The organism is Mesorhizobium sp. Arg314 (assembly GCF_053714275.1).
In genome coordinates, this window is the sequence record NZ_JBSKBP010000018.1 from 23,745 (window position 1) to 48,517 (window position 24,773).

Annotated in this window: 22 protein-coding genes and 2 pseudogenes; 5 read left to right on the forward strand and 19 right to left on the reverse strand. The window is 62.6% G+C overall.

Annotated elements, in window-relative coordinates; genetic code table 11:
• Positions 1–142 precede the first annotated feature (142 nt).
• From ACWGS9_RS19910 to ACWGS9_RS19950, 9 genes are all read right to left on the reverse strand, one after another.
• A complete protein-coding gene (locus tag ACWGS9_RS19910; protein WP_454506844.1) occupies positions 143–454 on the reverse strand; it encodes a DUF6074 family protein in 312 nt (103 codons plus the stop codon).
• Complete coding sequence (locus tag ACWGS9_RS19915; RefSeq protein ID WP_454506845.1) at positions 451–1,437, reverse strand: hypothetical protein; 987 nt, start codon at positions 1,435–1,437, stop codon at positions 451–453. The genes ACWGS9_RS19910 and ACWGS9_RS19915 overlap by 4 nt, the downstream gene beginning before the upstream one ends.
• Positions 1,434–1,772, reverse strand: coding sequence for a hypothetical protein (locus ACWGS9_RS19920; protein ID WP_454506846.1), 339 nt, complete (start codon positions 1,770–1,772; stop codon positions 1,434–1,436). The genes ACWGS9_RS19915 and ACWGS9_RS19920 overlap by 4 nt, the downstream gene beginning before the upstream one ends.
• Complete coding sequence (locus tag ACWGS9_RS19925; protein ID WP_454506847.1) at positions 1,769–1,969, reverse strand: hypothetical protein; 201 nt, start codon at positions 1,967–1,969, stop codon at positions 1,769–1,771. Before ACWGS9_RS19925 ends, ACWGS9_RS19920 begins: the two co-directional genes overlap by 4 nt.
• Positions 1,969–2,151, reverse strand: a complete 183-nt coding sequence (locus tag ACWGS9_RS19930; protein ID WP_454506848.1) for a hypothetical protein — start codon at positions 2,149–2,151, stop codon at positions 1,969–1,971. Before ACWGS9_RS19930 ends, ACWGS9_RS19925 begins: the two co-directional genes overlap by 1 nt.
• Positions 2,148–2,336 carry a helix-turn-helix transcriptional regulator gene (locus ACWGS9_RS19935; RefSeq protein ID WP_454506849.1) on the reverse strand — a complete coding sequence of 63 codons (189 nt, stop codon included), beginning with the start codon at positions 2,334–2,336 and terminating at the stop codon, positions 2,148–2,150. Before ACWGS9_RS19935 ends, ACWGS9_RS19930 begins: the two co-directional genes overlap by 4 nt.
• 76 nt (positions 2,337–2,412) lie before the next feature.
• Entirely contained in the window at positions 2,413–3,180 is a 768-nt protein-coding gene (locus ACWGS9_RS19940; protein WP_454506850.1) for a hypothetical protein, read from the reverse strand.
• Positions 3,177–4,523, reverse strand: a complete 1,347-nt coding sequence (locus ACWGS9_RS19945; protein WP_454506851.1) for a tyrosine-type recombinase/integrase — start codon at positions 4,521–4,523, stop codon at positions 3,177–3,179. The genes ACWGS9_RS19940 and ACWGS9_RS19945 overlap by 4 nt, the downstream gene beginning before the upstream one ends.
• Positions 4,524–4,582: 59 nt before the next feature.
• Entirely contained in the window at positions 4,583–4,984 is a 402-nt protein-coding gene (locus ACWGS9_RS19950) for a hypothetical protein (RefSeq protein WP_454506852.1), read from the reverse strand.
• Between the two features lie 122 nt (positions 4,985–5,106).
• Here ACWGS9_RS19950 and ACWGS9_RS19955 point away from each other — a divergent pair.
• The 3 genes and pseudogenes from ACWGS9_RS19955 to ACWGS9_RS19965 all read left to right on the forward strand — a co-directional run.
• Positions 5,107–5,360: pseudogene (locus ACWGS9_RS19955) on the forward strand (MBL fold metallo-hydrolase); the annotation flags it as partial.
• 438 nt (positions 5,361–5,798) lie between these two features.
• A complete protein-coding gene (locus ACWGS9_RS19960) occupies positions 5,799–6,572 on the forward strand; it encodes an NAD kinase (protein WP_320214030.1) in 774 nt (257 codons plus the stop codon).
• 293 nt (positions 6,573–6,865) lie between these two features.
• Complete coding sequence (locus tag ACWGS9_RS19965) at positions 6,866–8,407, forward strand: DEAD/DEAH box helicase (RefSeq protein ID WP_454506853.1); 1,542 nt, start codon at positions 6,866–6,868, stop codon at positions 8,405–8,407.
• Between the two features lie 101 nt (positions 8,408–8,508).
• Here ACWGS9_RS19965 and ACWGS9_RS19970 read toward each other — a convergent pair whose 3' ends face one another.
• The 8 genes and pseudogenes from ACWGS9_RS19970 to ACWGS9_RS20005 all read right to left on the reverse strand — a co-directional run bounded on the left by ACWGS9_RS19970 (position 8,509) and on the right by ACWGS9_RS20005 (position 17,147).
• Positions 8,509–9,117 carry a hypothetical protein gene (locus tag ACWGS9_RS19970; RefSeq protein ID WP_454506854.1) on the reverse strand — a complete coding sequence of 203 codons (609 nt, stop codon included), beginning with the start codon at positions 9,115–9,117 and terminating at the stop codon, positions 8,509–8,511.
• Between the two features lie 254 nt (positions 9,118–9,371).
• Entirely contained in the window at positions 9,372–10,022 is a 651-nt protein-coding gene (locus ACWGS9_RS19975) for an OmpA family protein (RefSeq protein ID WP_454506855.1), read from the reverse strand.
• Between the two features lie 137 nt (positions 10,023–10,159).
• Positions 10,160–10,528 (reverse strand): GFA family protein, encoded by a 369-nt coding sequence (locus ACWGS9_RS19980; protein ID WP_454506915.1) that lies wholly within the window; start codon positions 10,526–10,528, stop codon positions 10,160–10,162.
• A gap of 257 nt (positions 10,529–10,785) precedes the next feature.
• Positions 10,786–11,163: a hypothetical protein gene (locus ACWGS9_RS19985; RefSeq protein WP_320214025.1), complete on the reverse strand. Its 378-nt coding sequence runs from the start codon at positions 11,161–11,163 to the stop codon at positions 10,786–10,788.
• Positions 11,164–11,457: 294 nt separating this feature from the next.
• Positions 11,458–11,861 (reverse strand): annotated as a pseudogene (locus tag ACWGS9_RS19990) (GFA family protein).
• A gap of 142 nt (positions 11,862–12,003) precedes the next feature.
• Positions 12,004–13,135, reverse strand: a protein-coding gene (gene prfB / locus ACWGS9_RS19995) for a peptide chain release factor 2 (RefSeq protein ID WP_454506856.1) whose coding sequence is annotated in 2 segments (ribosomal slippage) — positions 12,004–13,068 and positions 13,070–13,135 — 1,131 coding nt in all. Because the reading frame shifts where the segments join, the coding sequence is not laid out codon by codon here.
• Positions 13,136–13,261: 126 nt separating this feature from the next.
• Positions 13,262–15,718 (reverse strand): penicillin-binding protein 1A, encoded by a 2,457-nt coding sequence (locus ACWGS9_RS20000; protein ID WP_454506857.1) that lies wholly within the window; start codon positions 15,716–15,718, stop codon positions 13,262–13,264.
• Between the two features lie 229 nt (positions 15,719–15,947).
• Positions 15,948–17,147, reverse strand: coding sequence for an N-acetylmuramoyl-L-alanine amidase (locus tag ACWGS9_RS20005; RefSeq protein ID WP_454506916.1), 1,200 nt, complete (start codon positions 17,145–17,147; stop codon positions 15,948–15,950).
• Positions 17,148–17,849: 702 nt separating this feature from the next.
• Here ACWGS9_RS20005 and ACWGS9_RS20010 point away from each other — a divergent pair.
• Entirely contained in the window at positions 17,850–20,795 is a 2,946-nt protein-coding gene (locus ACWGS9_RS20010) for an Rne/Rng family ribonuclease (protein WP_454506858.1), read from the forward strand.
• 280 nt (positions 20,796–21,075) lie between these two features.
• Here the strand turns inward: ACWGS9_RS20010 and ACWGS9_RS20015 are convergent, their stop codons facing one another.
• Both ACWGS9_RS20015 and ACWGS9_RS20020 read right to left on the reverse strand, forming a co-directional pair.
• Positions 21,076–22,005, reverse strand: a complete 930-nt coding sequence (locus tag ACWGS9_RS20015; RefSeq protein ID WP_454506859.1) for a glutaminase — start codon at positions 22,003–22,005, stop codon at positions 21,076–21,078.
• A gap of 5 nt (positions 22,006–22,010) precedes the next feature.
• Entirely contained in the window at positions 22,011–23,159 is a 1,149-nt protein-coding gene (locus ACWGS9_RS20020) for a pyridoxal phosphate-dependent aminotransferase (RefSeq protein WP_454506860.1), read from the reverse strand.
• 183 nt (positions 23,160–23,342) lie between these two features.
• Between ACWGS9_RS20020 and ACWGS9_RS20025 the strand changes: the two genes are divergently transcribed.
• Complete coding sequence (locus ACWGS9_RS20025) at positions 23,343–24,755, forward strand: M48 family metalloprotease (protein WP_454506861.1); 1,413 nt, start codon at positions 23,343–23,345, stop codon at positions 24,753–24,755.
• The last annotated feature ends 18 nt before the right edge of the window (positions 24,756–24,773 follow it).

The following is a 24,773-nucleotide window of genomic DNA, read 5'->3' on the forward strand; positions in this document are numbered from 1 at the left end:
ATAACAATTACAAACGAGGGCATCTGATTGGTTATCAGATGACCAGCTTCCACACCGCTGCTTTGCCGATTTTCGAAGGACCGAAACGCCGTTCGATTCGCCGCAGGGGAAAATTCCAAGCGTATAGGCGTACGCCTGCTGCTCATGCTACATCCTCGTCGTCCAGGCCGTGGAGTTTGGCGATGACGGCTTGCCTACGCAGTTCGGTTGCCACAGCCTCCGCAAACCTTTTGACCTCCAACTCAACTTCATGGCGAGCGACGCCGGCGATGGTCAAGTAAGTCCAGACGCGACCTATGTTGTGCCGGAAATGCCATTCCCGCTTCGAGGCCGGCTTCGCTCGGATGGTGGCGACGGTCTCAAGGATGAAGCCGCGGAGACGATCGGCAGGGAACGCAACGACCTCACCGGTACGGCCGGCCCGGGTGTCGAAGAGATCGAGTTGCTGGGTCATTTTTCGGTGTCCGGAGTGAAGAGATCGCCCTGTGTGTGGGTGAGACCGGCGCGGGAGCGTCCGGTCGTCTCTGCCCCGCTGCCATCGATGGTTTTCGGATCGGTCTGCGGGACACGCTCGGCGGACGGTCGCTCCGCGCCGCCGCCGGGCGCTAGGTCATCCACGGAAGGCTCGATTGGGACGTTTGAGACAGGTTGTTCCGCTGCCAGTCTTATAACTATAGGGGTGGAACAACCTGTCTCACCGTGCGCGGAACAACCTGTCTCATCCGTGGTCTCGTCGTGGACGGAACAACCTGTCTCACGTGCTTTTTTGAGGCGTCGATACCACTCGGCGCGTGAGATCCCGAGTTCTTTCCATTGCTTCTCGCGGTTCTTGCGATTTGCCGAGAGCCATTCCGACCGCGATGGCGCGCCCAGCCTTTTGCGAGCCTTCCGTTCGCGATCTCGGCGTCGTTTCTCGTCTGCGAGCCAGACGTCGTATGCGACGGCCGTCATGCCGTAGATGCCGATCGTGGAAAGTTTCAGGTCGCGCTTTTCAGCTTCAGTGGTTCGAAGGTACCCCGCAACCCCGGCCGCGGTCATGTGGTCAGCGCGGGGGTGCAGTTTAACCTTCAGCGCGTCGACGATGCGTTGTGCGCGGCCGGCCGCCCAGGGCATGCGTTCCCGAATCCAGCAAGTCAGCTTGGTTACGAATTCGCCATCGTTCCGGCGGCCGCAGTGAAGAGCATGCGCGACAGGAAAGAGGTAGCCGTCGTCGTCATCGTCATGCTCGGGGATGCCTCGAGGATGGCGGTGTTCGATCAGCATGTTGATTTCGATCACCCTCTTCCTCCCGAACGCTTCGGCTCCAAATGCTTTGTTCGATGCGGGCTTGGCGCGCTCACGAATTCTCACGGTGCCAACGGCAATGGCGACGGCGGCGCCTGTCTTTTGGTCTATGCCGGAGCCCAAGGCTTGCCGTTTCCGCGCCATGACCGTCATTTCCGCACCAGGTCGTCGTAGGCCTCAACCGGCACGAACTCGCGCTGCGGCCAGGTGACCGGTGCTATCGTGGCGGGATCGGTCACAGCGACGCGGTTGCGCCACGAGCGCGACCCCTGTCGGCGATGGGCTGGGCAGTGGCGCGCGGGGTGGAAGGCCTGGACCTCATCTCCCGTCGTGGCTTCAAACTCAGCGCCGCAGGTCGGGCAGTTCGTGAGCCATACCGATAGTGTCGTCGCCGTCCCATCCCGCTTCCGAACGTAGGGTTGGCGCCCGACCCGGCGATACACCTGGCCGCGATACTCGACCTCGTCCGCGGTCGCCTCGACGCTCATGCGCCAGCACCTTCGTGGCGCAACCGGTCGGCTTCCTTGACGGCGGCGATCAGCTCGACGGTGCTCAGCTTGAAGTGGTCGCGCATCACTGACGCGAAGATCTCGGCTGCAGGATGCTGTGAAACTGGATGCTCGACCAGCCACCGAGCGGCGCGCTCGATCCTGTCATTCGCAGCGAACGAGATACCCGCGCTCATTAGGTCGCCTTCGCAAGCCTCATGTTGTTTTGGCGGACGACGACCAGCGCCTGATCCAGGTCGATGCCAAACCGGCGCCTCAGTTCCGGGATTGCGGCGCCGCGCTGCGCGCGCGGCGTCTCGGCAAGCCAGTTGGCCGCCAGCACAAGCTCGTCGGCCAGCGCCGTTTCGACATTGCTCATGCGGCTTTCACGGCACGGCCGCGCTCCCAAGCGATAAGATCGGCTTCGAGAAAGTATCTTCGCCGGTTGACGATCATTGGCTTCGGAAACGCCAAAGCCTCATCGTTCAGCCAGCGCCAGAGAGTCATGTCGGTGACGTGATACCGGGCAAGCACCTGCTTGGCGGTAAGGTAAGAGTTATCCATAAGAGTTAGGCCCTGTTTCGCTACGTTGGCGAAAGAATGGCCATCGGCGTGAACTATTGGTAGGAAGAAAATCGCCTCAAATCTCGGGCAGATTTTCCCCTATAGGCATCGCCGCGCGGACATCCCCGATGAGGGTCTTCGCGTTGTCGCCGGTGCCGATCAGGCTTGCTTTGTCGATCCCGATGGAGCGCGCGAACCGGATAACTGGGTCGATTACTGCGATCAGAAGCGCCGCCGCAGGCCCGGTCGAAGACTTGCCCGGTCTCCTGTTTGTTTCGATTGAATATTTCATGAGAACGCTTTGAGCAAAACCGATTTTTTTAATATCGCGCTTGCCGGGATATGGCACTTCATACCCCGGATAAGGCGGTCTCTTGGCCTTGCCAGCCTGAGCAGCTTTGGACGAAAGCTGGGCAAGCGCTCCTATGAACAAGGGCAGGAAACTGTAGTACTCATCCGACTGATTGGACTGTCCGAAGTTGTAAATCAGATAGGCGGCGCTGCCGCCTTCGAGCTCCCCGGAATTAACAAGTTCTAAAAGCTTGGACGCTGCGCGGGAAACTTTTTCATAATGCTTGCGGCGCTGTTCCGGAGAAACGTGGTTTAGATAGGCGCGCAGCAGGCCCCGCGCTTCCCATTCCAGCTGTTCGATAACAATCTCTTCGGCCGGCTTGCCACACCTCTCAGCTTCTACCGTTGACATGTAGAGCGGCTGCAGCATCTCAACGATCTCGCCCCGCGACTGCTCGTCGTACCGGAACGACCGCACCAGGCTCTCGACTTCTGCTCTACGACGGGGGCGTAAGGCTTGGACGGTTGATGTCTTTCCGATAGGCGCGGTCATTTGCTGCCCGCCTTCATCGGGACAACGTTGGAGTCCTTTTTCTTCTCGACCAGCGTCATCAGGAACGAAGCCCACGCGTCTAGCGCAGCTCGCTTTTCGTCTGCATAGTCATGCACCTGGTAGATTCCGGCGATGCCGCGGAACGAGCCAGACTTGTGGTTCAAGACCTTTTCAGTGACCTCCATTTTGATGCCGATGCGCTGCATGCCGGCGGCCACAGTGCGGCGGATGTCGTGCAGCGTCCAATCGGGTATCTCGACGTCGGCCTCGGCTGCATATCCAGCCATGAGCTTGTCAATGCGTTGCTTCATTCTGGAAAAGCCGCTCACAGGATGCTCGCCGTCCGTGGTGAAGACATAGCCTGCCTTCCCTTTGATCCTCGGAACGGCTTTCAGGACCGCCAGCGCCTGCTTGGAGAGCGGGACAACGTGGGGCTCACCGTTCTTCGAGCGCGCGGCCGGGATAACCCATTCGCGGGCGTCGAGGTCGACCTCTGGCCATGTCATTTCGGCCACCTCTGAACGTCGCTGGCCGGTCAGCATCAACAGCTGCAGGAAAGAGCCGAACGGCCCTCGCCCCGTCTCGTCGTAGGATTTGCTCGCCTGCCACAGCCACCGCAACTCGTCGTCGCTCGAGCCTGGCACTTCCTTGCGACGGATCAGGACACGATTGCGACTATCGTTCTCTTCTGATGGCGCCTGGAGATCGGCCATCGGTGAAGCGTCGAGGATGTCCTTGCCGACGGTCCAGTTGAAGAACTTTCGGAGCTCTGCGAACGTCCTGTTGGCACCGATCGGCGCTGTCGTGGCGAGCGTTTCCAGATGCTCGCGAATATCGCGGCGGGTGATGTCTTGGATGCGCTTAGCGCCCCATAGCCCAGCGGCTCGATCGGCATTGGTCTGCCATTCGTCCCCATCCTGGCGCATGCCAAGAAGCCGTGCCTTCTCTGGAAAGTTCCGGCGCTTCGCAGCGTACTCTTTCAGGTAGCGGGTGACGACGTTCAGAAACAAATCCCGATCGGTATCAGCCTTCGGCGCCCGCTTGGCGGCTTGCTTTTCTGCACCGGGATCCTCGCCCTTTCTGACCCGCTCCAGGATGCTTGCAGCCTCTTGGCGCATGCGGGTCAGCTCAGCGCCGGCCGCGTCCACATCATCGCCAAACAGGGAATTGCCGAGCGTCACCTTTTTCGGTGCGCCTGAGGCGCGATATCGGACTGCCCACGACTTCCGGCCGGTGGGCTGGATGACGAAGTAGAGCCCGCTCAAGACGCCGTCGGGAATCTCACGTCGCTTATCGTCGGTCTTGAGCTTCAGGAGTGATGCTGCGGTGAGCGCCTTGGCCATTTCTTCCCCCCCCCCCTCTGGGTAACAGTAGGGTAACGGATGAGGCATGTTATGCGCCGTTACCCAATGATGGCAACATATGCCAACACATCGCTGAAATAAAGGGGCTGCAAGGGTTTCAGGCCGAAAGATGTTCGGTTTTGTAGCGGCTCGTTAGGGCTGGTGACAGGTTTTGTAAACCGAAGGTCGCGGGTTCGATTCCTGCCGGGGGCACCATCCTTCGCTCTTCGAGCTTCGTTGCAGAGGATTTCAAATCTCAACTCGAGAGGCGCATAGCAGGCGACCACCTTGTTAGTGGCCTGAACGACTGTTCCTCCTGGCTCCCTCAAACCCCGATCGCCGCCACCAAAATCCGGTTCTGCCTTCGTTTCGCTGCGCGCAGGTCCGGTATCTTCGCTTCGTCGCGCTTCACGAACTCGATGAGCATCCATGTTCATGTCGTTGAAGATCAGTTCCCCCACCGCCGGTCCGTCTATGTCCGGCCGCACGAGGCCGATCTGCTGAAGGCGGGCGATCAGCGCACATATCTCATCGGTCAGCGCGCGGTCGAGGCCGGTATAGGCCTGGCCGAAAGGGCTGTCGGCCCGGCGGCATCGCGCTCTACGAGAAAAAGACCGGCATCCTGCTATCCGGCGACATCGTCTATGACGGGCCGTTGATCGACGACGTCTATCACTCCGATATCGAGGACTATGTCGGGACGATGCTTGCCATGCGGAGCTCGACGTGTCGGTCGTGCATGGCGGCCCGAGGTTCGGCAAGGTGCGCTACCGGCAACTCATCGACGAGTATGTCGCGGGCAAGCGCAAGGCCGGCTGCCACTTGCACGGCGGCTGAGCGATCACGGAAGCGAAGCCTAAAGCGCCCTTTGCGGACAGGGGGTTCCCGTGGCGTCGCCACAACGGGAAGCCGTCGGCTGCGGCCGCTGGCTCATCTCTTCCGAATGTCGCACCAGTTCGGCGAACATCAGCGCGAAACTTCCCATCATCAGGAAGACTATGATCAGACGCGTTACCGGCAATAGACAGGTCTCTCTACTGGCCAGCCCCCGCCAACCCATCCACTTTCGGCTAACATGATCGATCCGGCTTTACGAGTGTTTAAGCTCCGTCTTAACCATTGCAGCCATCACATTCGTTGCGCCTTTGTCATGAAGCGCGATAATCATCCCCGACATCCCTTCGACCGGCAGGGCACGCCGCCCTTCACAGATATGGGCGGCGCATGCTACGCCGTCGCCGGCGCGGCCCCGCAGATGGTCGCCCTCCGGGAGCCATGAGCAAAGCCGCCAGCCGTTTCGCCTTCGTCTCTTCCGACACCGACGACGCCCGCGCCGCGCTGGAAAGCCTGTCGGCGCGCTATGGGCAGGTGCCTGTCGCCGAGGCCGAGATCATCATCGCGCTTGGCGGCGACGGCTTTCTTCTGCAGACGCTGCGCGACACGATGAGCACGGGCAAGAAAGTCTACGGCATGAACCGTGGCACCATCGGCTTCCTGATGAACGAGTATCGCGCCGGTGGCCTTGAGGAACGCATCGCCGCCGCGGTCGCCGAGACCATCCGGCCGCTCGAAATGGTGGCGGTCACGCGTGATGGCGAATCCGTCTCGGCGCCGGCGATCAACGAGGTGGCGCTGTGGCGCCAGTCCTACCAGACGGCGAAGATCCGGATCACCGTCGACGGCCAGGTGCGGCTGGAGGAGCTGAACTGCGACGGCGTGATGATCGCCACGCCCGCCGGTTCCACCGCCTACAATCTTTCGGCGCACGGGCCGATCCTGCCGCTCGATGCGCCGCTTCTGGCGCTGACGCCAGTCAGCCCCTTCCGGCCGCGCCGCTGGCGCGGGGCGCTGCTCTCCAACAAGGCGACCATACGCTTCGACATCCTGGAAGCCGAAAAGCGTCCGGTGAATGCCGCAGCCGACCATACAGAGGTCAAGGCGGTGGCCTCCATCACCGTGCGGGAATCGCCGACAGCGACGGCAACTTTGCTGTTCGATCCGAACCATTCTTGGAACGAACGTATCCTTGCCGAGCAATTCCGCTACTGAGCCGGCGCAACGATATTGTTTCGATTAATCATGCCGCCCAAAAGTGCGCAGCGGTTTTGGGAGAACGGCATGCATCAAACAAAGATTTGAAGCGCGAAGCCTGATTCCGTTTCGACGCAACGCGCTTTAAGCATCGCGATTAAGGTTACGTCTTCACAATCGCCGGATTCCCGCCCGTTTCTGTTGACAAATCGCGGACTTGCGCCTAACTGCAACCGCGATCTTGCAGGTGCGCGGCGCCTGACGCAACGCGTGTTGCGATTTTTTCCGAACCAGCCAAAGACAACAAACACTTGTCCTCAGACACCACGACCGCTCCAGAAGCGTTGACCTTTTCAGACCTCGGCCTGTCGCCGAAGGTCCTTTCCGCAGTCACCGATGCCGGCTACACCCAGCCGACGCCGATCCAGGCCGGCGCCATCCCGCATGCGCTTCTCGGCAAGGATGTGCTTGGCATCGCCCAGACCGGCACCGGCAAGACGGCTTCCTTCGTGCTGCCGATGCTGACCCGACTGGAAAAGGGCCGCGCCCGCGCCCGCATGCCGCGCACCTTGATCCTCGAGCCGACGCGCGAGCTTGCCGCCCAGGTCGAGGAAAACTTCGTCAAATACGGCAAGAACCACAAGCTCAACATCGCACTCCTGATCGGCGGCGTCTCCTTCGACGAGCAGGACAAGAAGCTCGAGCGCGGCGCCGATGTGCTGATCGCCACGCCAGGCCGCCTGCTCGATCACCGCGAGCGCGGCAAGCTTCTGCTCAATGGTGTCGAAATCCTCGTCATCGACGAGGCCGACCGCATGCTCGACATGGGCTTCATCCCCGACATCGAGCGCATCTGCGAGATGATCCCGTTCACCAGGCAGACGCTGTTCTTCTCGGCGACCATGCCGCCCGAGATCACCAAGCTCACCGAAAAATTCCTGCATGCGCCGGTGCGCGTCGAGGTCTCCAAGGCCGCATCGACCGCCACCAGCATTGTCCAGCGCCTGGTCAAGTCCGGCTCGAAGCCGTGGGACAAGCGCGAGACGCTGCGCAATCTGATGAAGGCCGAAGACGCCGAGCTGAAGAACGCCATCATCTTCTGCAACCGCAAGGTCGAGGTGTCGGAGCTGTTCCGCTCGCTGCTCAAGCATGATTTCGACGCCGGCGCCCTGCATGGCGATATGGACCAGCGCGCCCGCATGCAGATGCTTGCCAATTTCCGGGACGGCAAGCTGCGTTATCTGGTTGCCTCGGACGTCGCCGCGCGCGGTCTCGACATTCCCGATGTCAGTCACGTCTTCAACTACGATGTGCCGATCCATGCCGAGGACTATGTCCACCGCATCGGCCGCACCGGCCGGGCCGGACGTTCCGGCAAATCCTTCACCATCGCCACCCGCGCCGACACCAAATATGTCGACGCCATCGAAAGGCTGATCGGCACGAAGATCGAATGGCATGACGGCGACCTGTCGACCGTGACCGAAAGCGAGGGCGAGGAATCGCCGCGCCGTGGCCGCGGCGCCCCGCGTCGTGCCGGCCGCAAGGACGAAGACCGCAAGGATCGGGGCGAGCGCAAGAAAGACCGTCACGCCAAGCGCGACGAGACGCCCGACACCGCGCGCGACGAGCAGCCTGTCGCCGAAGTGGCCGACATCGCCGAGCGCCGCGCCCGCAAGGACGCGATCCGCTCGGAGAACGAGCGCAAAAGCCCGGGCAACCGTCACGAGCAGCGCGGCGACGCCCGTCCGCAGCGCGACCGCCCTGGCCGCCATCGTCAGGAAGAAGACGACGCGACAGTCGGCTTCGGCGACGATGTGCCGGCCTTCATGCGGATCGTCGCGAAGGTCTGAAGTCGATAGCAGCATAGCCTGAAATAAAAACGGCCCCCGAGCGGGGCCGTTTCCTTTCTTGCGACCGCCTCGCCTGAAGCAATCCAGCCGAGGACGGTGCCTTACATCGGGCCCGGCATCATCTTGGTCGGCTTTTCCAGCATCGGGAACTCAGCCTTGGTGCATTTCACGTTCGGGTTCGTCGGGGTGAACATGCCGTTCGGATTGTCCCTGAACAACCATGCATGCAGGTCGTAGTGGACGAATTCCCTCGGGATGAGCGGGTAATGTCCTTCCATCGGCCCCATGAATTTCTGGCCAAACAGTATCGGAACCTCCTTGGTGTCCGGGGTCAGCGGCACCAGCCATTCCACGCCGACCAGCTTCAAGCCCTTTTTGGTTGGCTCGTAGATCAGGACATTGGGTTTCATCGGGTCGAGCGGCCGGCCGATACTCGGGACGTTGACGAAATGGATGCCCATCGCGCCCTTCGGATAGTACATCGCACCGGCTATCTTCTCCCCGCTATAGTGGACGCAGCCGACGGTAGACAAATAGAGGTCGCGGACGGCGGCCGTATAGTCTTCATATTTCGCCAGCGATTTCTTCAGGGCTTCGATGTCGGCCTTGTTGGCGTCCTCGGCCCGGGCCGAGGCGGCGCCGAACCATGTGCCGATAAGACCCGCCAAAACAAGGACGCCGCAGCGCCCGAGACGAGCTGTTCTTGTCATGCATTCCTCCCAGATTCCCTTTGATCTGGCCGTGCAAGACCGGGGCGGCAGATGTTGATTGCGCGGCCGATTGACCACCCCATCCCCTCTGGAACAGGAGAATGGTAGTCTCTTCCGTGGTCCTGGAAAAGTATCAATTAGGGTAAGCTAATGTCCTAAGACCTTCGACCTATCTTTGGACCACGCCAAACAAAAACGGCCCCGTCGGGGGCCGTTTTGCCTTCATGGAGTTGCGCCCTGCGCGCCGTTTTCGCTCAGGTGAGCGGCGACAGCTGGATTTCGACGCGGCGGTTCTGCTCGCGGCCTGCGGCGGTCGCATTGGATGCGATCGGGCGTGTCTTGCCGAAGCCGGTGACGGCGAAGCGGCGCTGATCGACGCCCTGGCCGGACAGATAATTGGCGACGGCAAGCGCGCGGCGCTGCGACAGATCGAAATTATGCTGGTCGCCGCCGGTCGAATCGGTGTGACCGAAGACGTCCACGGTGGTCTGGCGGAATTTCTTCAGCACCAGCGCGACCGAATTCAGCACCGGATAGAAGCCGGGCTTCACCGCGTCCTGGTCGACGTTGAAGGTGATGTCGGACGGCATGTTGAGAATGATCTGGTCGCCGCTGCGGGTGACGCTAACGCCGGTGCCCTGCAACTGACGGCGAAGCTCGGCCTCGTTCTGATCCATCGTCGCGCCGATCGCGCCGCCGGCGAGCGCGCCGATGCCGGCACCGATCAGGGCGTTGCGGCGGTCATTGCCGCCGGCGAGCAGACCAAGGCTGGCGCCTGCCAGCGCGCCAAGGCCGGCACCGGCCGCCGTGTTGGAGATCTTCTGGTCGCCGGTATACGGATCGGTGGTGGTGCAGGCGCTCACCAGCACAGCCGTCGCCACGGCGACGAGCACAGTCTTCTTCATGAGATTGGTCCCTCTCCAATTCGCGGCCTTTGCGGCCGCGCCAAATCAGCCCTTCCGCAGCCTTGTAGCATGAAATGCGGCGAAAAACGGAACGGGAATACGGCCGGCAAAGTTCGGCGGTCGTTCCCGCTTCGCCCCTACCACAAATTCTTGCCGTCGATGACCACCACCTCGACCTTGTCCAGATCGAAATCGTCGAACAGACGGGAATTGACGCTGATCTTGGGATTGTCGAAATCAGGCTCGCCGGTCGACCAGTCCGGCGTTTCAGTGAAGGTGCCGCATCCGCAGGTGGCGCAGAAGCCGTGTTTGACTGTTCTCGAACCCCATTTGTAGAAGGTCACGTTTTCAGGCGGGCTGGTAAGCTTGAATTGCGACGGAACATAGTAGGCCCAAAGCGACCCGCGCTTGGAGCAGAAGGAGCATGTGCATTGCGTCACGGTTTGCGGCGCTTCCGAAACCTCGAATGTCGTCGCCTTGCAGTGGCAGCTTCCCTTGATCGCCATCAAAATCACCTCTCCGTTATCTGCCGCCACGCCGGAATTCCCCTTTGCGGCAGGGCAACATAAAGAAGCGATCCTGACAACTGTCTGTCAGCAACCTCGGCAGATATCCCGCCGTGCGCGAAGACCCTCGCGCTCCGCGTTTGAGCCGCGGAGTCTAAAGCGCGTCGCGCTGAACCGGATTCAGGCGACGCGCTCTATCTCTTAGTTTAGACGCAATTCCGGACGGAAAACCGTTACGCACTTTTCCTGGAATTGTTCTAGTAAGAAGGCGGCGGCACAAACAGGCAGATGGTCTTGCCGGCGTCGAGCCCAGCCTGATGCGCGCACCAGTGAAACTCGCCATCGGGCGAGTTCTTAACCCGCTTGTCGGCATAGGCCACCACCTCGCCCGTACCTTTTATGACGTAGCCTTCGGGCCGCTCGCTGATCGAAGATTGCGGCACCTCTTTGCAGTCATAATTGGCGCAGCAGGCAAATGGGTAGCTCCAGCCCTGCGGCAATACCGCCGTGGGTTTGGCGTCGTGAGCGAAGGCAGGCGCGGTCAGCACCGCGATCGCCCCCGTCGCGAACAGGGAAAACAAAAGTCGGCCAGCCGGTCGAACGGCTTGGGCCGATCTTGATTTGGCAGCAGACATCGAAGCGTTCCTTTCGAGCATCAAGCGTTTTCGCTTGCCCGTTCCCGGAACGTGTCTTCCCAGTGGCCGGATCGTCGGTCGCAGATATGCCGCATCCGGCCATAAATGCTTTTAACCCCAGCCTGAAAGCTGGGCTGATTCCATGGCTGGCGCAAGCACCCGCTTGCATCGGCAATGCCGCGCTTCACGCCAACCTCTGCCATCCAGAATCGTGCGCCGGCTTGGTTAACGAGCGGTTAGCCACGCTGAACCGGTGCCGGACAACGAGATTCGGCTCAAGCTGGTTCCAGACGTTCAGCCGGGAACGTGCTCATCATACTGCGGCAGGTCGTCGGCGATTGTGAACCACTTCGCCTTGGAGCCGACAAAGATGTGCGCGGTCGGCCGTATGGTCGGATCGTCGACCAGCGTACCCATGGCGACGTGGACGTAGGCGCCGTCGCGGACCAACGAAAAGAGCAGCGAGCCGCATTGCCCGCAATGCGCGTCAGACCGTTCTCGTCGCCGAAGATCAGCAGCCTGTCGCCGCCCGCGCTGAGACGAAACTTGTCGCGCTCGATACCGCCGAAAGGCTTGAACGCGGAGCCTGTCGTGCGCCGGCAGTTCGAGCAATGGCAGTTCGCGGCGTAAACGAATTCGTCCGCCACCTCATAGTGGACGGCGCCGCAGAAGCATTTTCCCGCAAGCAGTCGCGTCATCGGCTTCCTCCGCCGCTCTGAGGCGAAGGATGTGGCCTAAAGCGCGTCGCGCTGAAACGGATTCAGGCGACGCGCTTTTTAGGTCTTTGTTTTGATGCATGTCGTTGTCCCAGAACCGCTGCACACTTCTGGGCGACATGCATTAGTCGAGGTCCGCCACCGCTTCGCCAGCGCCGCCCTCGATGCGATGGGAGAGCGAGGCTTCCATGAACTCGTCGAGGTCGCCGTCAAGCACGCTCGACGGCGAGGTGCTTTCAACGCCCGTGCGCAAGTCCTTGACCAATTGGTAGGGCTGCAGCACGTAGGAGCGGATCTGGTGCCCCCAGCCGATATCGCTCTTTGAGGCTTCGGTGGCATTGGCGACAGCCTCGCGCTTCTTCAACTCTTCCTCGTAGAGCCGAGAGCGCAGCATCTCCCAGGCCTTGGCCTTGTTCTTGTGCTGCGAGCGCTCGGCCTGGCAGGCGACCGCGATGCCCGTTGCGATATGGGTGATGCGTACGGCCGAATCGGTGGTGTTGACGTGCTGGCCGCCCGAGCCGGACGAGCGATAGGTGTCGATGCGGACGTCGGATTCGGAAACGTCGATCTCGATCGTGTCGTCGATGACCGGATAAACCCAGACGCTGGCGAAGGACGTGTGCCGGCGCGCGTTGCTGTCATAGGGCGAAATGCGCACCAGACGGTGGACGCCGGATTCCGTCTTCATCCAGCCATAGGCATTGTGGCCCTTGATCAGCACGGTCGCGGACTTGATGCCTGCTTCTTCGCCGTCATGCACTTCCAGCACCTCGACCTTGAAACGGCGGCGCTCGGCCCAGCGCGTGTACATGCGCAAGAGCATCGAGGCCCAGTCCTGGCTCTCGGTGCCGCCGGCGCCGGCGTGGATTTCGAGATAGGTGTCGTTGGCATCGGCTTCACCCGACAGCAGGGTCTCGACCTGACGGGCCTTTGCCTCGCCCTGCATCGAGCGCAGCGCTGCCTCTGCTTCCGCGATGACGCCGTTGTCGCCCTCTTCCTCGCCGAGCTCGATCAGGCCGATATTGTCTTCCAGCGCCTGCGTCATGCCCTTGACGGCGGCGATACCTTCTTCCAGCTCCTGGCGTTCCCGCATCAGCTTCTGCGCTTCGATCGGGTCATTCCAGAGGCTGGAATCCTCGGCGCGCGAATTCAGGTACTCAAGCCGTTTTACAGCCTGATCCCAGTCAAAGATGCCTCCTCAGCAGGGTTATCGCCTGCCTGATCTCGTCGACAATGTTGAGCGTTTCCGCGCGCATGGCTCTTCGTTCCGTCCTGTTCTTCTCGGTCTTTTCGGAATAGGCGCGATACATAGGCACGCCGTCGCGGCCTGTAAAGCGAAATGGGCCGGCGGTTCTTGCCGGCTCATTCGAGAATGCAGGACGTCAGTAAAGCCCGCCGCCGCCATCCTGGATGGCCTGGTTGGCCTGCGGCGACAGCGCCCCGCCGGAACCGTTCGAGCCATCCGCGCCCATGCCGATCACCCAATAGCTGTCGGCCGGGCCGGTGCCAGGCTTGAAGGCTTCGATGATGGTGTTCGGATCGCCTTCGGCGGCGCGCATGCCGGTCTTGCGGTTGATCGCGACCAGCTTCATGCCGTCCGGAACCTGGAAATCGGTGTTCGGCTTGCCGTCAAGCGCAACGCGCATGAAATCCTTGAAGATCGGGGCCGCCAGGCCGCCGCCAGTGGCGCCCTTGCCAAGGCCCTTCGGCGTGTCGAAGCCCATATAGAGGCCGACAACGAGGTTCGGGGTGAAGCCGATGAACCACGCGTCCTTCTCGTCGTTGGTCGTGCCGGTCTTGCCGGCGATGTGGCGGCCGAGCTCGCCGATGGTGGCGCCGGTGCCGCGCTGCACGACGCCTTCCATCATCGAGGTGATCTGGTAGGCCGTCATCGGGTCGAGCACCTGCTCGGAATTGTCGACCAGCTCCGGCTCGGGCTGGTTCTTCCATTCGGTGGCGTTGCAGCCTTCGCAGCCGCGCTCGTCCTGCTTGAACACTGTCTTGCCGTAACGGTCCTGGATACGGTCGATGAGCGACGGTTTGATCGACTTGCCGCCATTGGCCATGATCGAATAGGCCGACACCATGCGCATGACGGTCGTTTCGCCGGAGCCCAGCGCCATCGGCAGATAGGGCGCCAGATGATCGTAGACGCCGAAGCGCTCGGCATATTCGACGACCAGCTTCATGCCCATGTCGTTGGCGAGCCGCACCGTCATCAGGTTGCGCGACTTCTCGATGCCGGAGCGCAGGGTGGCCGGGCCCGCGACCGTGCCGTCATAGTTCTTCGGCGTCCAGGTGGTGTTGCCGCTCTGGATGGTGATGGGGCCGTCCATGATCACCGAGGCCGGCGTGTAACCGTTGTCGAGCGCCGCCGAATAGACGATCGGCTTGAACGAGGAGCCGGGCTGGCGCATCGCCTGGGTCGCACGGTTGAATTCGGACTGCGCGTAGGAGAAGCCACCGACCATGGCGAGCACGCGGCCGGTATGCGGGTCCATGGCGACGAGGCCGCCCTCGACCTCCGGCACCTGGCGCAGCATATAGGTGTTGTCGGAGCCGTCATTCTTCTGCACGAAGACGACGTCGCCGGGCTCCAGCACCTCCGCCGGAGACTTTGCCCTGACGGACTTGCCGCTGACGAAATGGCGCATGGCGAAGCCCATGTCGTCCTTGCTGACGGTGCCCTGGACGCGTTCCTTGACGAGATCGCCAGAGGCCTGGCGCGCCGGCTGCAGGCCGATGGTCAGGCCGGAAGCCGAGCTGTCGAGCACGACGGCAAGCGTCCATTCCGGCACGTCCTCGAGACCCTTCACATTGCCAAGCGGCACGCCCCAGTCTCCCGAGACGTCGATATGCTTCACCGGCCCGCGATAGCCGCGCAGCATGTCGTATTTGAGCAGTCCGTTCTGCAACGATTTGCGGGCAATAAGCTGGATATTCGGATCGAGCGTGGTGCGCACCGACAGGCCGCCCTCGTAGAGCGCGTTTTCGCCATAGCGGGCGATGATCTGACGGCGGACTTCCTCGGTGAAGTATTCGCCGGCGAACAGGTAGGAGCCGTTGCGGCGCGGCGTCACGCCGAGCGGCTCGGCCTTGGCCTTGTCGCCTTCCTCGCGCGTGACGTAGCCATTCCCGACCATCTGGTCGATGACCCAGTTGCGGCGCTCGATCGCGCGGTCGGCATGCTTGAAGGGATGATAATTGTTCGGGCCCTTCGGCAGCGAGGCGAGATAGGCCGCTTCGGCGACCGTCAGCTCGTTGACCGACTTGTCGAAATAGGTGAGCGCGGCACCCGCGACGCCATAGGCGCCGAAGCCGAAGAAGATTTCGTTGAGATAGAGCTCGAGGATGCGGTCCTTGGAATAGGCCTGCTCGATGCGGAAGGCCAGGATCATTTCCTTGATCTTGCGCTCATATGTCTGGTCCGAGGTGAGCAGAAAGTTCTTCGCCACCTGCTGGGTGATGGTCGAAGCGCCGACCTGGCGCCGGCCGGAGCCAAGATTCTGCAGGTTGACGATGATGGCGCGGCCGAGGCCGGTGATGTCGATGCCGGGGTGGTTGTAGAAGTTCTTGTCCTCGGCCGACATGAAAGCGGCCTTGACGCGGTCGGGGATCGCCTGGATCGGCAGATAGAGGCGCCGCTCGCGCGCATATTCGGCCATCAGCGAGCCGTCCGAGGCGTGAATGCGCGTGGTTACCGGCGGTTCGTATTTGGCCAGCACCTCATAGTCGGGCAGGTCCTTCGCCACATGGCTGATATAGATGGCGACACCGGCAGCCACCAGCAGCGCCAGCGTCGTGCCGATGCCAAAGAAATAGCCGATGAGACGAATCATGCCCGCTCCAGTCCGAGGTTCGGGAATTTCCTAAACGAAGCCGACAGTCGCGCAAGCTTCCCGAGGCGGTCCCAATCCGCAATCAAAGACCCATGTCGCGACCATGTGGACAAAATACGGCAGCGCGAAATTTGAGGACTCGGTTCCTTGATAATAACGCCGGGTGTTGTCGTCATGCAACGCTGCTGGCGGTTGCAGACATTCGGCAGTTGTGAGCGGGCGCGGCCGCTCAGCCACCCGTCGCGGTTCCGGCCTTGGCCGCGGCAAACAGGGCAACAGCGTTGGTTATGCTTTGCGCCGCCTTGCCGCGCCAGTCGGCATTGAGCAGTTGCGCCTCGTCCTTGGCGTTGGAGAGGTAGCCAAGCTCGACCAGGACGGACGGCACGTCCGGAGCCTTGAGCACCCTGAAGCCGGCCGAGCGCTGCGGGTTGTTGATAAGGCCGACGCTGGTAGACAACTGGCCGACCAGCGTATGGGCGAAGCTCATCGAGAAACCATGGGTTTCACGGCGGATCAGATCGATCAGGATGTCGGTGACTTCCTTGTTGTCGTCCTCGATCTTCATGCCGGCGAATTGGTCGGACAGGTTTTCGCGATCGGCGAGCGCCTGGGCCTCCGGATCGGATGCCTTGTCCGACAGCGTGTAGACGGTGGCGCCGCGAAGACCTTTGACGGCGATCGTATCGGCATGGATCGAGATCAGCAGGTCGGCCTCGTGCTGGCGGGCAATGCGCACGCGCTCGTCGAGCGGCAGGTACACGTCGTTCTCGCGTGTCATGTAGATATCGTATTTGCCCACCGCGGCCAGCTTGTCGCGCAGTCCCTTCGCAAAAGCGAGCGTGACGTCCTTCTCGACCGTGCCGGCGTTGCTTTCGGCGCCGCCGTCGACGCCGCCATGGCCCGGATCGATAACCACCGTGAAGCGATGGCCGGGCGCCGAGACCGGTCCGGTGCCGACCCGTTCGCCCTTTTCGGTGGAAACCGTAGAACCGGTCGTCAGCGACTGGTTGGCCAGAGCGTTGTCGAACTCCCGCTCCGAGGCCGCCGACATATCGATGGCGATGCGGTAGCCGCTGCCGTCGTCGTTCTTGAGCACGTCGAGTTTGTCGACGGTAAAGGGCCCCTTGCCGGTGAGGATGAGACGCGAACCATGTCCCTGATCGCCGTAGCGGACAGCCCGCACTAGGCCGCGCGGCTTCACATCCCTGGCGTCAAGAGCGAATCGCGTTCGCGGCAGGTCGACGACCAGGCGATTGGGCCCGCGCAGCAGGAACCATTTGACGTCCGGCTCGCGGTCGAAATTCACCACGATGCGCATCTTGGTGGCGTCGCCGGCCATCTTGCAGCCGGTCGCGCCAAGCGGGGCGTCGGCGCGCGCGGCGGCCGTGAAACAGAACAGGATCGCCAGCAGCAAGGCGGCCCAGGCCATGCGCGGGAAATGCGCCGCGGCCCCACCCCTCTTGTCTGCGCTGCCTGCCAGTCCCATCTCTTTCCAGTCGCTCCCGGTTTGACGCATTGCGCCCGGTCTTCTCGCAGAGTGCCTGTCAGGCCGCCAATTCGATTAACGATTGGTATTCAGAGAAGGTTAACCAAGCCTTTCATCGAGCGAGACGAGAGGCGCCTTCCCCTGCGGAAGCGCTTTTTGCCGGCATCCGAAATCGGGGTTGCCTTCCATCCCGCCAAATCATAAAAGCGACGTTGGATCACTGCAATCCTGGAACCGCTCGCCTCAGCAGTTTCCTGCCATAGGTCGGATGCAAAGGCGGCTCCTTACCGTTCCGGGCTCAGGTGGTCGCGACGATTTTCGCAGGCGTGCCCTCGTGGCGGGGGAATCGCTTGCGTGAGGAAAACGGCCGGGTTTGCCCCGCGCCGGCTCTTTGTGAGCAAACAAGCTGGTCCGGCTCTGCCCGGGCTTTGGTTCAAAAGGTTCTGCTGGTGCCGATGGCTTCAAGCGCAATCATGGAAAGGTCCGCATCAAACCGCGCCATAATGGCTGCGGGCGGCACCGCCATTGCGCTCAAGCGGCGGCCGGCGGACATTCAATTATCCGGCATGCACACACATACAGGCGCACAGCGGCGGGCTCTGCCACGCCAGCTGCGGCTGTCGGCTGCCGGAAGGAAACAAAATAATGCCCAACAAGATGCTGATAGACGCCTCCCACCCGGAGGAAACACGCGTTGTTGTCGTTCGCGGTAACCGCATCGAAGAATTCGACTTTGAATCTCAGGACAAGAAGCAGCTCAAAGGAAACATCTACCTGGCCCGGGTAACCCGGGTCGAACCTTCCCTCCAGGCAGCCTTTGTCGAATATGGCGGCAACCGTCACGGTTTTCTCGCCTTCAGTGAAATTCACCCCGACTACTACCAGATCCCGGTTGCCGACCGTCAGGCTCTGCTGCGCGCCGAAGCGCAGGAGGCCGAGGACGAAGACGACGAGGAAGCCGAGAGCGGCGAAGAGCAGCAGGCGCGCGATCGCGGCGGCCGGCGCAACCGTCGGCGCGGCGGCAAGAACCGCGACCGCGGCGAGCACAAGCACGCTGCCTCGGAAAATGAGGAAGGCCCGATCGAGGCCGTAGCCGAAACCGCCGCCGAGATTGCCGAGGAAGCCGGCGGCGAGACGGCCGATGCCGCGGCAGAGAATACCGAAACAGTCTCCGAGGCCGTCGAGGCCGCATCGGAAACGGCTGAAGAACCCGCCGCCGAGACTGGCGGCGACGACGCCACGCACGACGAGGATGACAAGCCATCCGACGGTGGCCCCACCTCGATTGCCGCGAGCGTCGGAGCCGATGTGATTTCCGAGGCGGTCGCGCAGGCGGATCAGCCCGAGCAGACCGGCGAGGCCGCCGCCAGCGACAATGATCGCGGCATGCTGGAGGAGGTCTCGGCCTCGCATTCGGACGAGCACGAGGTCGAATCGGTCGGCGCCGAAGACGCGCTCGAGGAGATCCGCAACCGCCGCAAGCCGGTTCGTCGTCAGTACAAGATCCAGGAAGTCATCAAGCGCCGCCAAATCCTGCTGGTGCAGGTGGTCAAGGAAGAGCGCGGCAACAAGGGCGCGGCGCTCACCACCTATCTTTCGCTTGCCGGCCGCTATTCGGTGCTGATGCCCAACACCGCGCGCGGTGGCGGCATCTCGCGCAAGATCACCAACGCCCAGGACCGCAAGCGCCTGAAGGAGGTCGTGGCCGACCTCGAAGTGCCGCAGGGCATGGGCGTCATCCTGCGCACCGCCGGCGAAAGCCGCACCAAGGCCGAGATCAAGCGCGACTACGAATATCTGATGCGGCTTTGGGAAAACGTCCGCAACCTGACGCTCCAGTCGTCGGCGCCTGCCCTGGTCTATGAGGAAGGCAGCCTGATCAAGCGCTCGGTGCGCGACCTCTACAACAAGGATATCGACGAAATCCTGGTCTCCGGCGAAGACGGCTACCGCGAGGCCAAGGACTTCATGCGCATGCTGATGCCGAGCCACGCCAAGGTGGTTCAGCCGTTCCGCGACACCACGCCGATTTTCGTGCGCAACGGCATCGAGGCACAGCTCGACCGCATGCTGCAACCGCAGGTGACGCTGAAGAGCGGCGGTTACATCATCATCAACCAGACCGAGGCGCTGGTTTCGATCGACGTCAACTCCGGCCGCTCCACCAAGGAGCATTCGATCGAGGAGACCGCGCTCCACACCAATCTGGAAGCGGCCGAGGAAGTCGCGCGCCAGTTGCGACTGCGCGACCTTGCCGGCCTCATCGTCATCGACTTCATCGACATGGAGGAGAACCGCAACAACCGCTCCGTCGAGAAGCGGCTGAAGGATCACCTCAAGAACGACCGCGCCCGTATCCAGGTCGGCCGCATCTCGCATTTCGGCCTGATGGAAATGTCGCGCCAGCGCATCCGCGCCAGCGTGCTGGAATCGACCATGAAGCCCTGCCCGCATTGCGGCGGCACCGGCCATGTGCGCTCCGATTCCTCCGTGGCGCTGATGGTGGTGCGGGCGATCGAGGAATTCCTGCTCAAGGATTCGCGCAGCCACATCATCGTGCGCACGCCGGCCGCGACCGCGCTTTATGTGCTCAACCACAAGCGCGCGAACCTGGTGGAGCTCGAAGCTCGCTTCGGCCTGACGATCACGATCGAGGCCGATGAAACGCTCGGCACCCAGCACTACGCGATCTTCCGCGGTGCCGTTGCCGAGAAGCCGGAGGGCTTTGTCGAGGTGCGCAGCCTGCCGGCCTATGTCGAGCCGGAGGAGCCCGAGGACGAGATCGTCATCGAGGAGGAAGAGGAAGTTTCGGTCCAGGCCGAACAGCCGCGCCACCCGCAGCAGGGCCAGCAGCAGCGGTCCGAGGACGGCGAAGGTCGGGATCGCAAGCGCCGCAAGCGCCGGCGGCGGCGTGGCGGCAGGGATCGCGACCGCGAGCAAAATGGAGATGCCGCGGCTGCATCGACGGAAGCTGGCGAAGCCGATGACGATGCAACAGATGAGGCCGCCGAGGAGGTGACAGCCGGTGGCGAGGAGGTGACCGCCGGTGGCGAGGCCGTGGTGGCCGCTGCCGAGGACGGTTCCGGCAAGAAGCGCCGGCGCGGGAAGCGCGGCGGCAAGCGCAACCGCCACGACGACGAGGCTTCGGACGCCGTCGCCGGCGAAGCCGGCGGCGACATCGAGGACCAAGCGGCGCAAGGCGAGGACGCTGCCATTGCGCCATCAGCCGCAGCCCCGGCTGAAGAACCTTCCGCTCCGGCGGCGGCCAATGACGATGCCGGGGCGGTAGAGAAGCCGAAGAAGCCCCGCCGTTCGAGGGCCAAGAAGGCGGCCGAGGAAACCGTGGCCGAGACGGTGTCCGAACCTGTGGCGGAAGCCCAGGTCGCATCCGTGGCTGCCGAGCCCGAGCCCGTGGCAGCTGCTGCCGGGGCGCCCGAGGCGGAGTCCGCCGCCGCCCATCCGACGCGGCGCAAGCCGCAGTCGGTCGATGCGCCGGCTGTGCCCGTCGTATCTTCGACTGTAAGCGACGAGGCCAAGGCCGAAGACAAGCCGAAGCGCGCCGGCTGGTGGCAGCGCAAGGGTTTTTTCTAAACCTTTCAGATCGTTAGACTGACCTTTTAGAAAAATCCCGCGCCGGATCCGGCGCGGGATTTTTCATTCCGTCGGCAGCCTTTAACGGAAAACCGCTGCGCACTTTTCCTGGAATTGCTTTTTTGCCTCCGCAATTCCGGACGGAAGGCGACGGCGAGGTCGCAGGGCTCAACCGATGCGCACTTTTCCTGGAATTGCTTTTTTGCCTCCGCAATTCCGGACGGAAGGCTACGGCGAAGTCGCCGAGCTCAACCGCTGCGCACTTTTCCTGGAATTGCTTTTAAGGCGCGAAGATCGACCAGTTCATCATCCGGGCGAGCTTCTCCAGGGCGATGGAGCCCAGTTTGGAGTTGCCGTTCTCGTTGAGGCCGGGCGACCACACCGCCAGCGAAGCCACGCCAGGCACGATGCCGAGAATGCCGCCACCGACACCGCTTTTGCCGGGAATGCCGACGCGGAAGGCGAAATCGCCAGAGCCGTCATAGTGGCCGCAAGTCAGCATCAGCGCGCCGATGCGACGCGCCCGCTCGGGCGATACGACGGTATGTCCCGTCGCAGGGTTCCTGCCGCCATTGGCGAGGAACCGGCCCGCCATGGCAAGCTGGCGGCAACTCATGGCAATCGCGCAATGATGGAAATAGACACCCAGCGCGAGTTCCGGCGCGTGATGGAGATTGCCGAAAGATTTCATGTAGTTGGCCAGGGCGAAGTTGCGGTAGCCAGTGGCCCGCTCGGATGCCGCCACTTCGCGGTCGATGATGATCGTCTCGTCATCGGCGAGGAACTGGATGAAGCGCAGGATTTCGCCGATCGCCTCGCGCGGCTGATGGCCGGCGAGCAACACATCGGAGACGACGATGGCGCCGGCATTGATGAACGGATTGCGCGGGATGCCGTTCTCATGCTCGAGCTGAACGATCGAGTTGAACGGATTGCCGGACGGCTCGCGGCCGACGCGGTGCCAAAGCGCATCGCCGACCTTGCCCAGCGCCAGCGTCAGCGTGAAGACTTTCGAGACGCTCTGGATCGAAAAGGGTTGATCCGCATCGCCGGCAAGGATGACGCGGCCATCATTGGTGACGGCGGCGATGCCGAATTTCCCCGGATCGACCTTGCCGAGTTGCGGAATGTAGGTCGCCACCTCGCCGCGATCTGTGCGCTCGGCCATTTCGGCGGCCACCTCGGCCAATGCTTGCTCGAGTTCGGGCATGGTTTCTATTTCAGCCAGCGTTCGATGCGCGCCAGCGCCTCGACCATGTCGTCATGGCTGCCGGCATAGGAAAAGCGCATGGTGCGATGCCCCTGCAGCGGGTCGAAATCGCGGCCGGGCGTTGCCGCGACATGCGCTTCGGCAAGCATTTTTCGCGCAAAAGCCATGCTGTCATTGGTGTGGCGGGTGACGTCGCAGAAGGCATAGAAGGCGCCGTCCATCGGCGCTGCGAGCGCGAAACCAAGCTCCGGCAGACGCTTCATCAGAAGGTCGCGGTTCCAGGCATAGCGCGCCTTCACCTTTTCCAGTTCCTCGGTCGCCTTGAACGCCTCGATCGCGGCGATCTGCGACAGTTCCGGCGGCGAGATGTAGAGGCTCTGGGCGACGCGCTCGACCGGCCGCACCAGTTCTTCGGGCAGCACCATCCAGCCGATGCGCCAGCCGGTCATGCAATAGTATTTCGAGAAGGAGTTGATCGCGGTGACGCCGGCGCCGTGCGCCAGCGCGGTTACATCCGGCGCCGCATAGGCCAGCCTGTGATAGATTTCGTCCGAGATCACGGCGATGCCGAGTTCCTCGGCCGTCTTCACCAGCGCTGCAAGTTCAGCCGCCGGAATGACCGCGCCGGTCGGATTGGCGGGGCTGGCGAACAGCACGCCCTTCAGCGCCTTCTCGCGATGCGCGGCCTTCAGATGCTCGGCATGCAGGTAGGCATCCGAACCGAGCTCGATTTCGACGACCTCGATGCCGAGCGCGGCCATGATGTTGCGGTAGGCGGGATAGCCGGGCGCGGCGATAGCGACGCGGTCGCCCGGATCGAACATTGCCAGGAAGGCAAGGTTGAAGGCGGCTGACGAGCCGGTCGTGACGGCGATGCGCGACGGCGCGACATCAATCCCGTAATGCTCGCCATAATGGGCAGCGATCGCCTCGCGCAGATCGGCCAGACCCAAAGCGTCGGTGTAGCCGATGCGGCCATGCCTCAGAGCCGCGGCCGCGGCCTCGCGGACGCCGGCCGGCGCGGGATCGGACGGCTGGCCGACGGCCATCGACACCACGGACACGCCGGTAGCCTTAAGCCGGTTGGCTTCGGCCAGGATGTCCATGGCGTGGAACGGCTCGACTTCCCCTCGGCGCGAAAGCGAAACGACCATTTGACCTCTTCTGCCCTTATCCGGCGAAGTTCCGGACCGAATCCGTCTCAAACCTGCCCGTGAACTGTCCGGGTTGGAGGACAGCGCCGCACAAATGCCCGATTGATGTGGAGACCACAAGCGCGCAGGAAGTTACCGGCGCCGACTTTTCATCTTTCGCCCGCTCGTCTACCAGTGGACCTTATGTTGAGCCGACCCCGACCATTGATTGGCGAATCGACCTCCCTCGGCCGAACCGCGCGCGGCTTCGCGACGCTTCTGCTTGCCGCCACCGTTGCCGTCTCAAGCTCGGTCAGCGCCTTCGCGCAGAGCGTGCCGGTGGTGCGCGACGCCGAGATCGAGGCGCTGGTGCGCGACTATGCCCGGCCGATCTTCAAGGCGGCGGGGCTTGCCAATGACGGCATCGACATTGTTCTGGTCAACGATCAGAGTTTCAACGCCTTCGTCACCGGACGGCGCCTGTTCATCAACACCGGGGCGTTGGTGACCGCCGAAACGCCGAACGAGATCATCGGCGTCATCGCGCACGAGGCCGGCCATATCGCCGGCGGGCACCAGCAGAAATTGCGTGACCAGCTCGACCGCGCCAAGACCATGGCCATCATCGCCACGCTGCTCGGCGCCGGCGCCATGGTCGCCGGTGCCACCACCAACAGCAGGAGCCTGGCAGGTGCCGGCATGGGCGTCGCCGCCGGCGGCGGCGAGATGGCGCAGCGCTCAATCCTCGCCTATCAGCGTACCGAAGAAATCACCGCCGACCGCTCGGCGATCGCCTATCTGAACGCCACCGGCCAGTCCGGCATGGGCATGCTGAAGACCTTCGCCCGCTTCCAGAGCGCGTTGTCGCTGGCCGGCACCCAGGTCGACCCCTACCGGATCAGCCATCCGATGCCGCAGGAGCGCATCGCCAACCTCGAAGTGCTCGTCAAGCAAAGCCCCTTCGTCAACGCTGTCGACCCGCCGGCGCTGCAGCAGCGGCATGACATGATGCGCATCAAGATCGCCGCCTATATGCAGGGCCAGGCGGCCGTTGCGCGGCTGATGCGCAAGAACCCGACCAGCCTCGCCTCGCGCTATGGCGACGCCCAGCAGACCTATCTCTATGGCAATCCGGGCGCCGCGCTGATCAAGACGGCGGCGCTGATCAAGGAGCAGCCGAAGACCCCCTATTTCCAGGAGTTGCGCGGCGATATCCTGATGAAGATCAACAAGCCGAAGGACGCCGCGGACGCCTATGCCAAGGCGGCAAGCCTCGATTCCGCGCGCTCCGGACTGCTTTTGGTTTCTCTAGGCCAGGCTCTGATGGCGGTGGGCACGCCCGATTCGATCAAGAAGGCAGTGGTCCAGCTCAACAATGGCGTCGGGCGGGACAAGGAGAATCCCGAACCTTATCGCTTTCTGGCGCAGGCATATGGCGAACTCGGCGACATTCCGGCCGCCGATCTTGCCACAGCCGAGGGCCATTACTATGCGGGCGACTACAAGAACGCGAAGATCTTTGCCATGCGCGCTCAACAGAAATTGAAGCGCGGCGAACCCCGCTGGGTCCGCGCTCAGGATATCATAAACTACACGCCATCGAACAAACTGAAATGAACCTCCCGGACGTTGGCG

Bases quoted from the DNA above. Each gene is read 5' to 3' on its own strand.
- ACWGS9_RS19910 (WP_454506844.1), bottom strand. From the start codon at position 454: ATGACCCAGCAACTCGATCTCTTCGACACCCGGGCCGGCCGTACCGGT.
- ACWGS9_RS19915 (WP_454506845.1), bottom strand. From the start codon at position 1,437: ATGACGGTCATGGCGCGGAAACGGCAAGCCTTGGGCTCCGGCATAGAC.
- ACWGS9_RS19920 (WP_454506846.1), bottom strand. From the start codon at position 1,772: ATGAGCGTCGAGGCGACCGCGGACGAGGTCGAGTATCGCGGCCAGGTG.
- ACWGS9_RS19925 (WP_454506847.1), bottom strand. From the start codon at position 1,969: ATGAGCGCGGGTATCTCGTTCGCTGCGAATGACAGGATCGAGCGCGCC.
- ACWGS9_RS19930 (WP_454506848.1), bottom strand. From the start codon at position 2,151: ATGAGCAATGTCGAAACGGCGCTGGCCGACGAGCTTGTGCTGGCGGCC.
- ACWGS9_RS19935 (WP_454506849.1), bottom strand. From the start codon at position 2,336: ATGGATAACTCTTACCTTACCGCCAAGCAGGTGCTTGCCCGGTATCAC.
- ACWGS9_RS19940 (WP_454506850.1), bottom strand. From the start codon at position 3,180: ATGACCGCGCCTATCGGAAAGACATCAACCGTCCAAGCCTTACGCCCC.
- ACWGS9_RS19945 (WP_454506851.1), bottom strand. From the start codon at position 4,523: ATGGCCAAGGCGCTCACCGCAGCATCACTCCTGAAGCTCAAGACCGAC.
- ACWGS9_RS19960 (WP_320214030.1), top strand. From the start codon at position 5,799: ATGAGCAAAGCCGCCAGCCGTTTCGCCTTCGTCTCTTCCGACACCGAC.
- ACWGS9_RS19970 (WP_454506854.1), bottom strand. From the start codon at position 9,117: ATGACAAGAACAGCTCGTCTCGGGCGCTGCGGCGTCCTTGTTTTGGCG.
- ACWGS9_RS19975 (WP_454506855.1), bottom strand. From the start codon at position 10,022: ATGAAGAAGACTGTGCTCGTCGCCGTGGCGACGGCTGTGCTGGTGAGC.
- ACWGS9_RS19980 (WP_454506915.1), bottom strand. From the start codon at position 10,528: ATGGCGATCAAGGGAAGCTGCCACTGCAAGGCGACGACATTCGAGGTT.
- ACWGS9_RS19985 (WP_320214025.1), bottom strand. From the start codon at position 11,163: ATGTCTGCTGCCAAATCAAGATCGGCCCAAGCCGTTCGACCGGCTGGC.
- ACWGS9_RS20000 (WP_454506857.1), bottom strand. From the start codon at position 15,718: ATGATTCGTCTCATCGGCTATTTCTTTGGCATCGGCACGACGCTGGCG.
- ACWGS9_RS20005 (WP_454506916.1), bottom strand. From the start codon at position 17,147: ATGGCCTGGGCCGCCTTGCTGCTGGCGATCCTGTTCTGTTTCACGGCC.
- ACWGS9_RS20010 (WP_454506858.1), top strand. From the start codon at position 17,850: ATGCCCAACAAGATGCTGATAGACGCCTCCCACCCGGAGGAAACACGC.
- ACWGS9_RS20015 (WP_454506859.1), bottom strand. From the start codon at position 22,005: ATGCCCGAACTCGAGCAAGCATTGGCCGAGGTGGCCGCCGAAATGGCC.
- ACWGS9_RS20020 (WP_454506860.1), bottom strand. From the start codon at position 23,159: ATGGTCGTTTCGCTTTCGCGCCGAGGGGAAGTCGAGCCGTTCCACGCC.
- ACWGS9_RS20025 (WP_454506861.1), top strand. From the start codon at position 23,343: ATGTTGAGCCGACCCCGACCATTGATTGGCGAATCGACCTCCCTCGGC.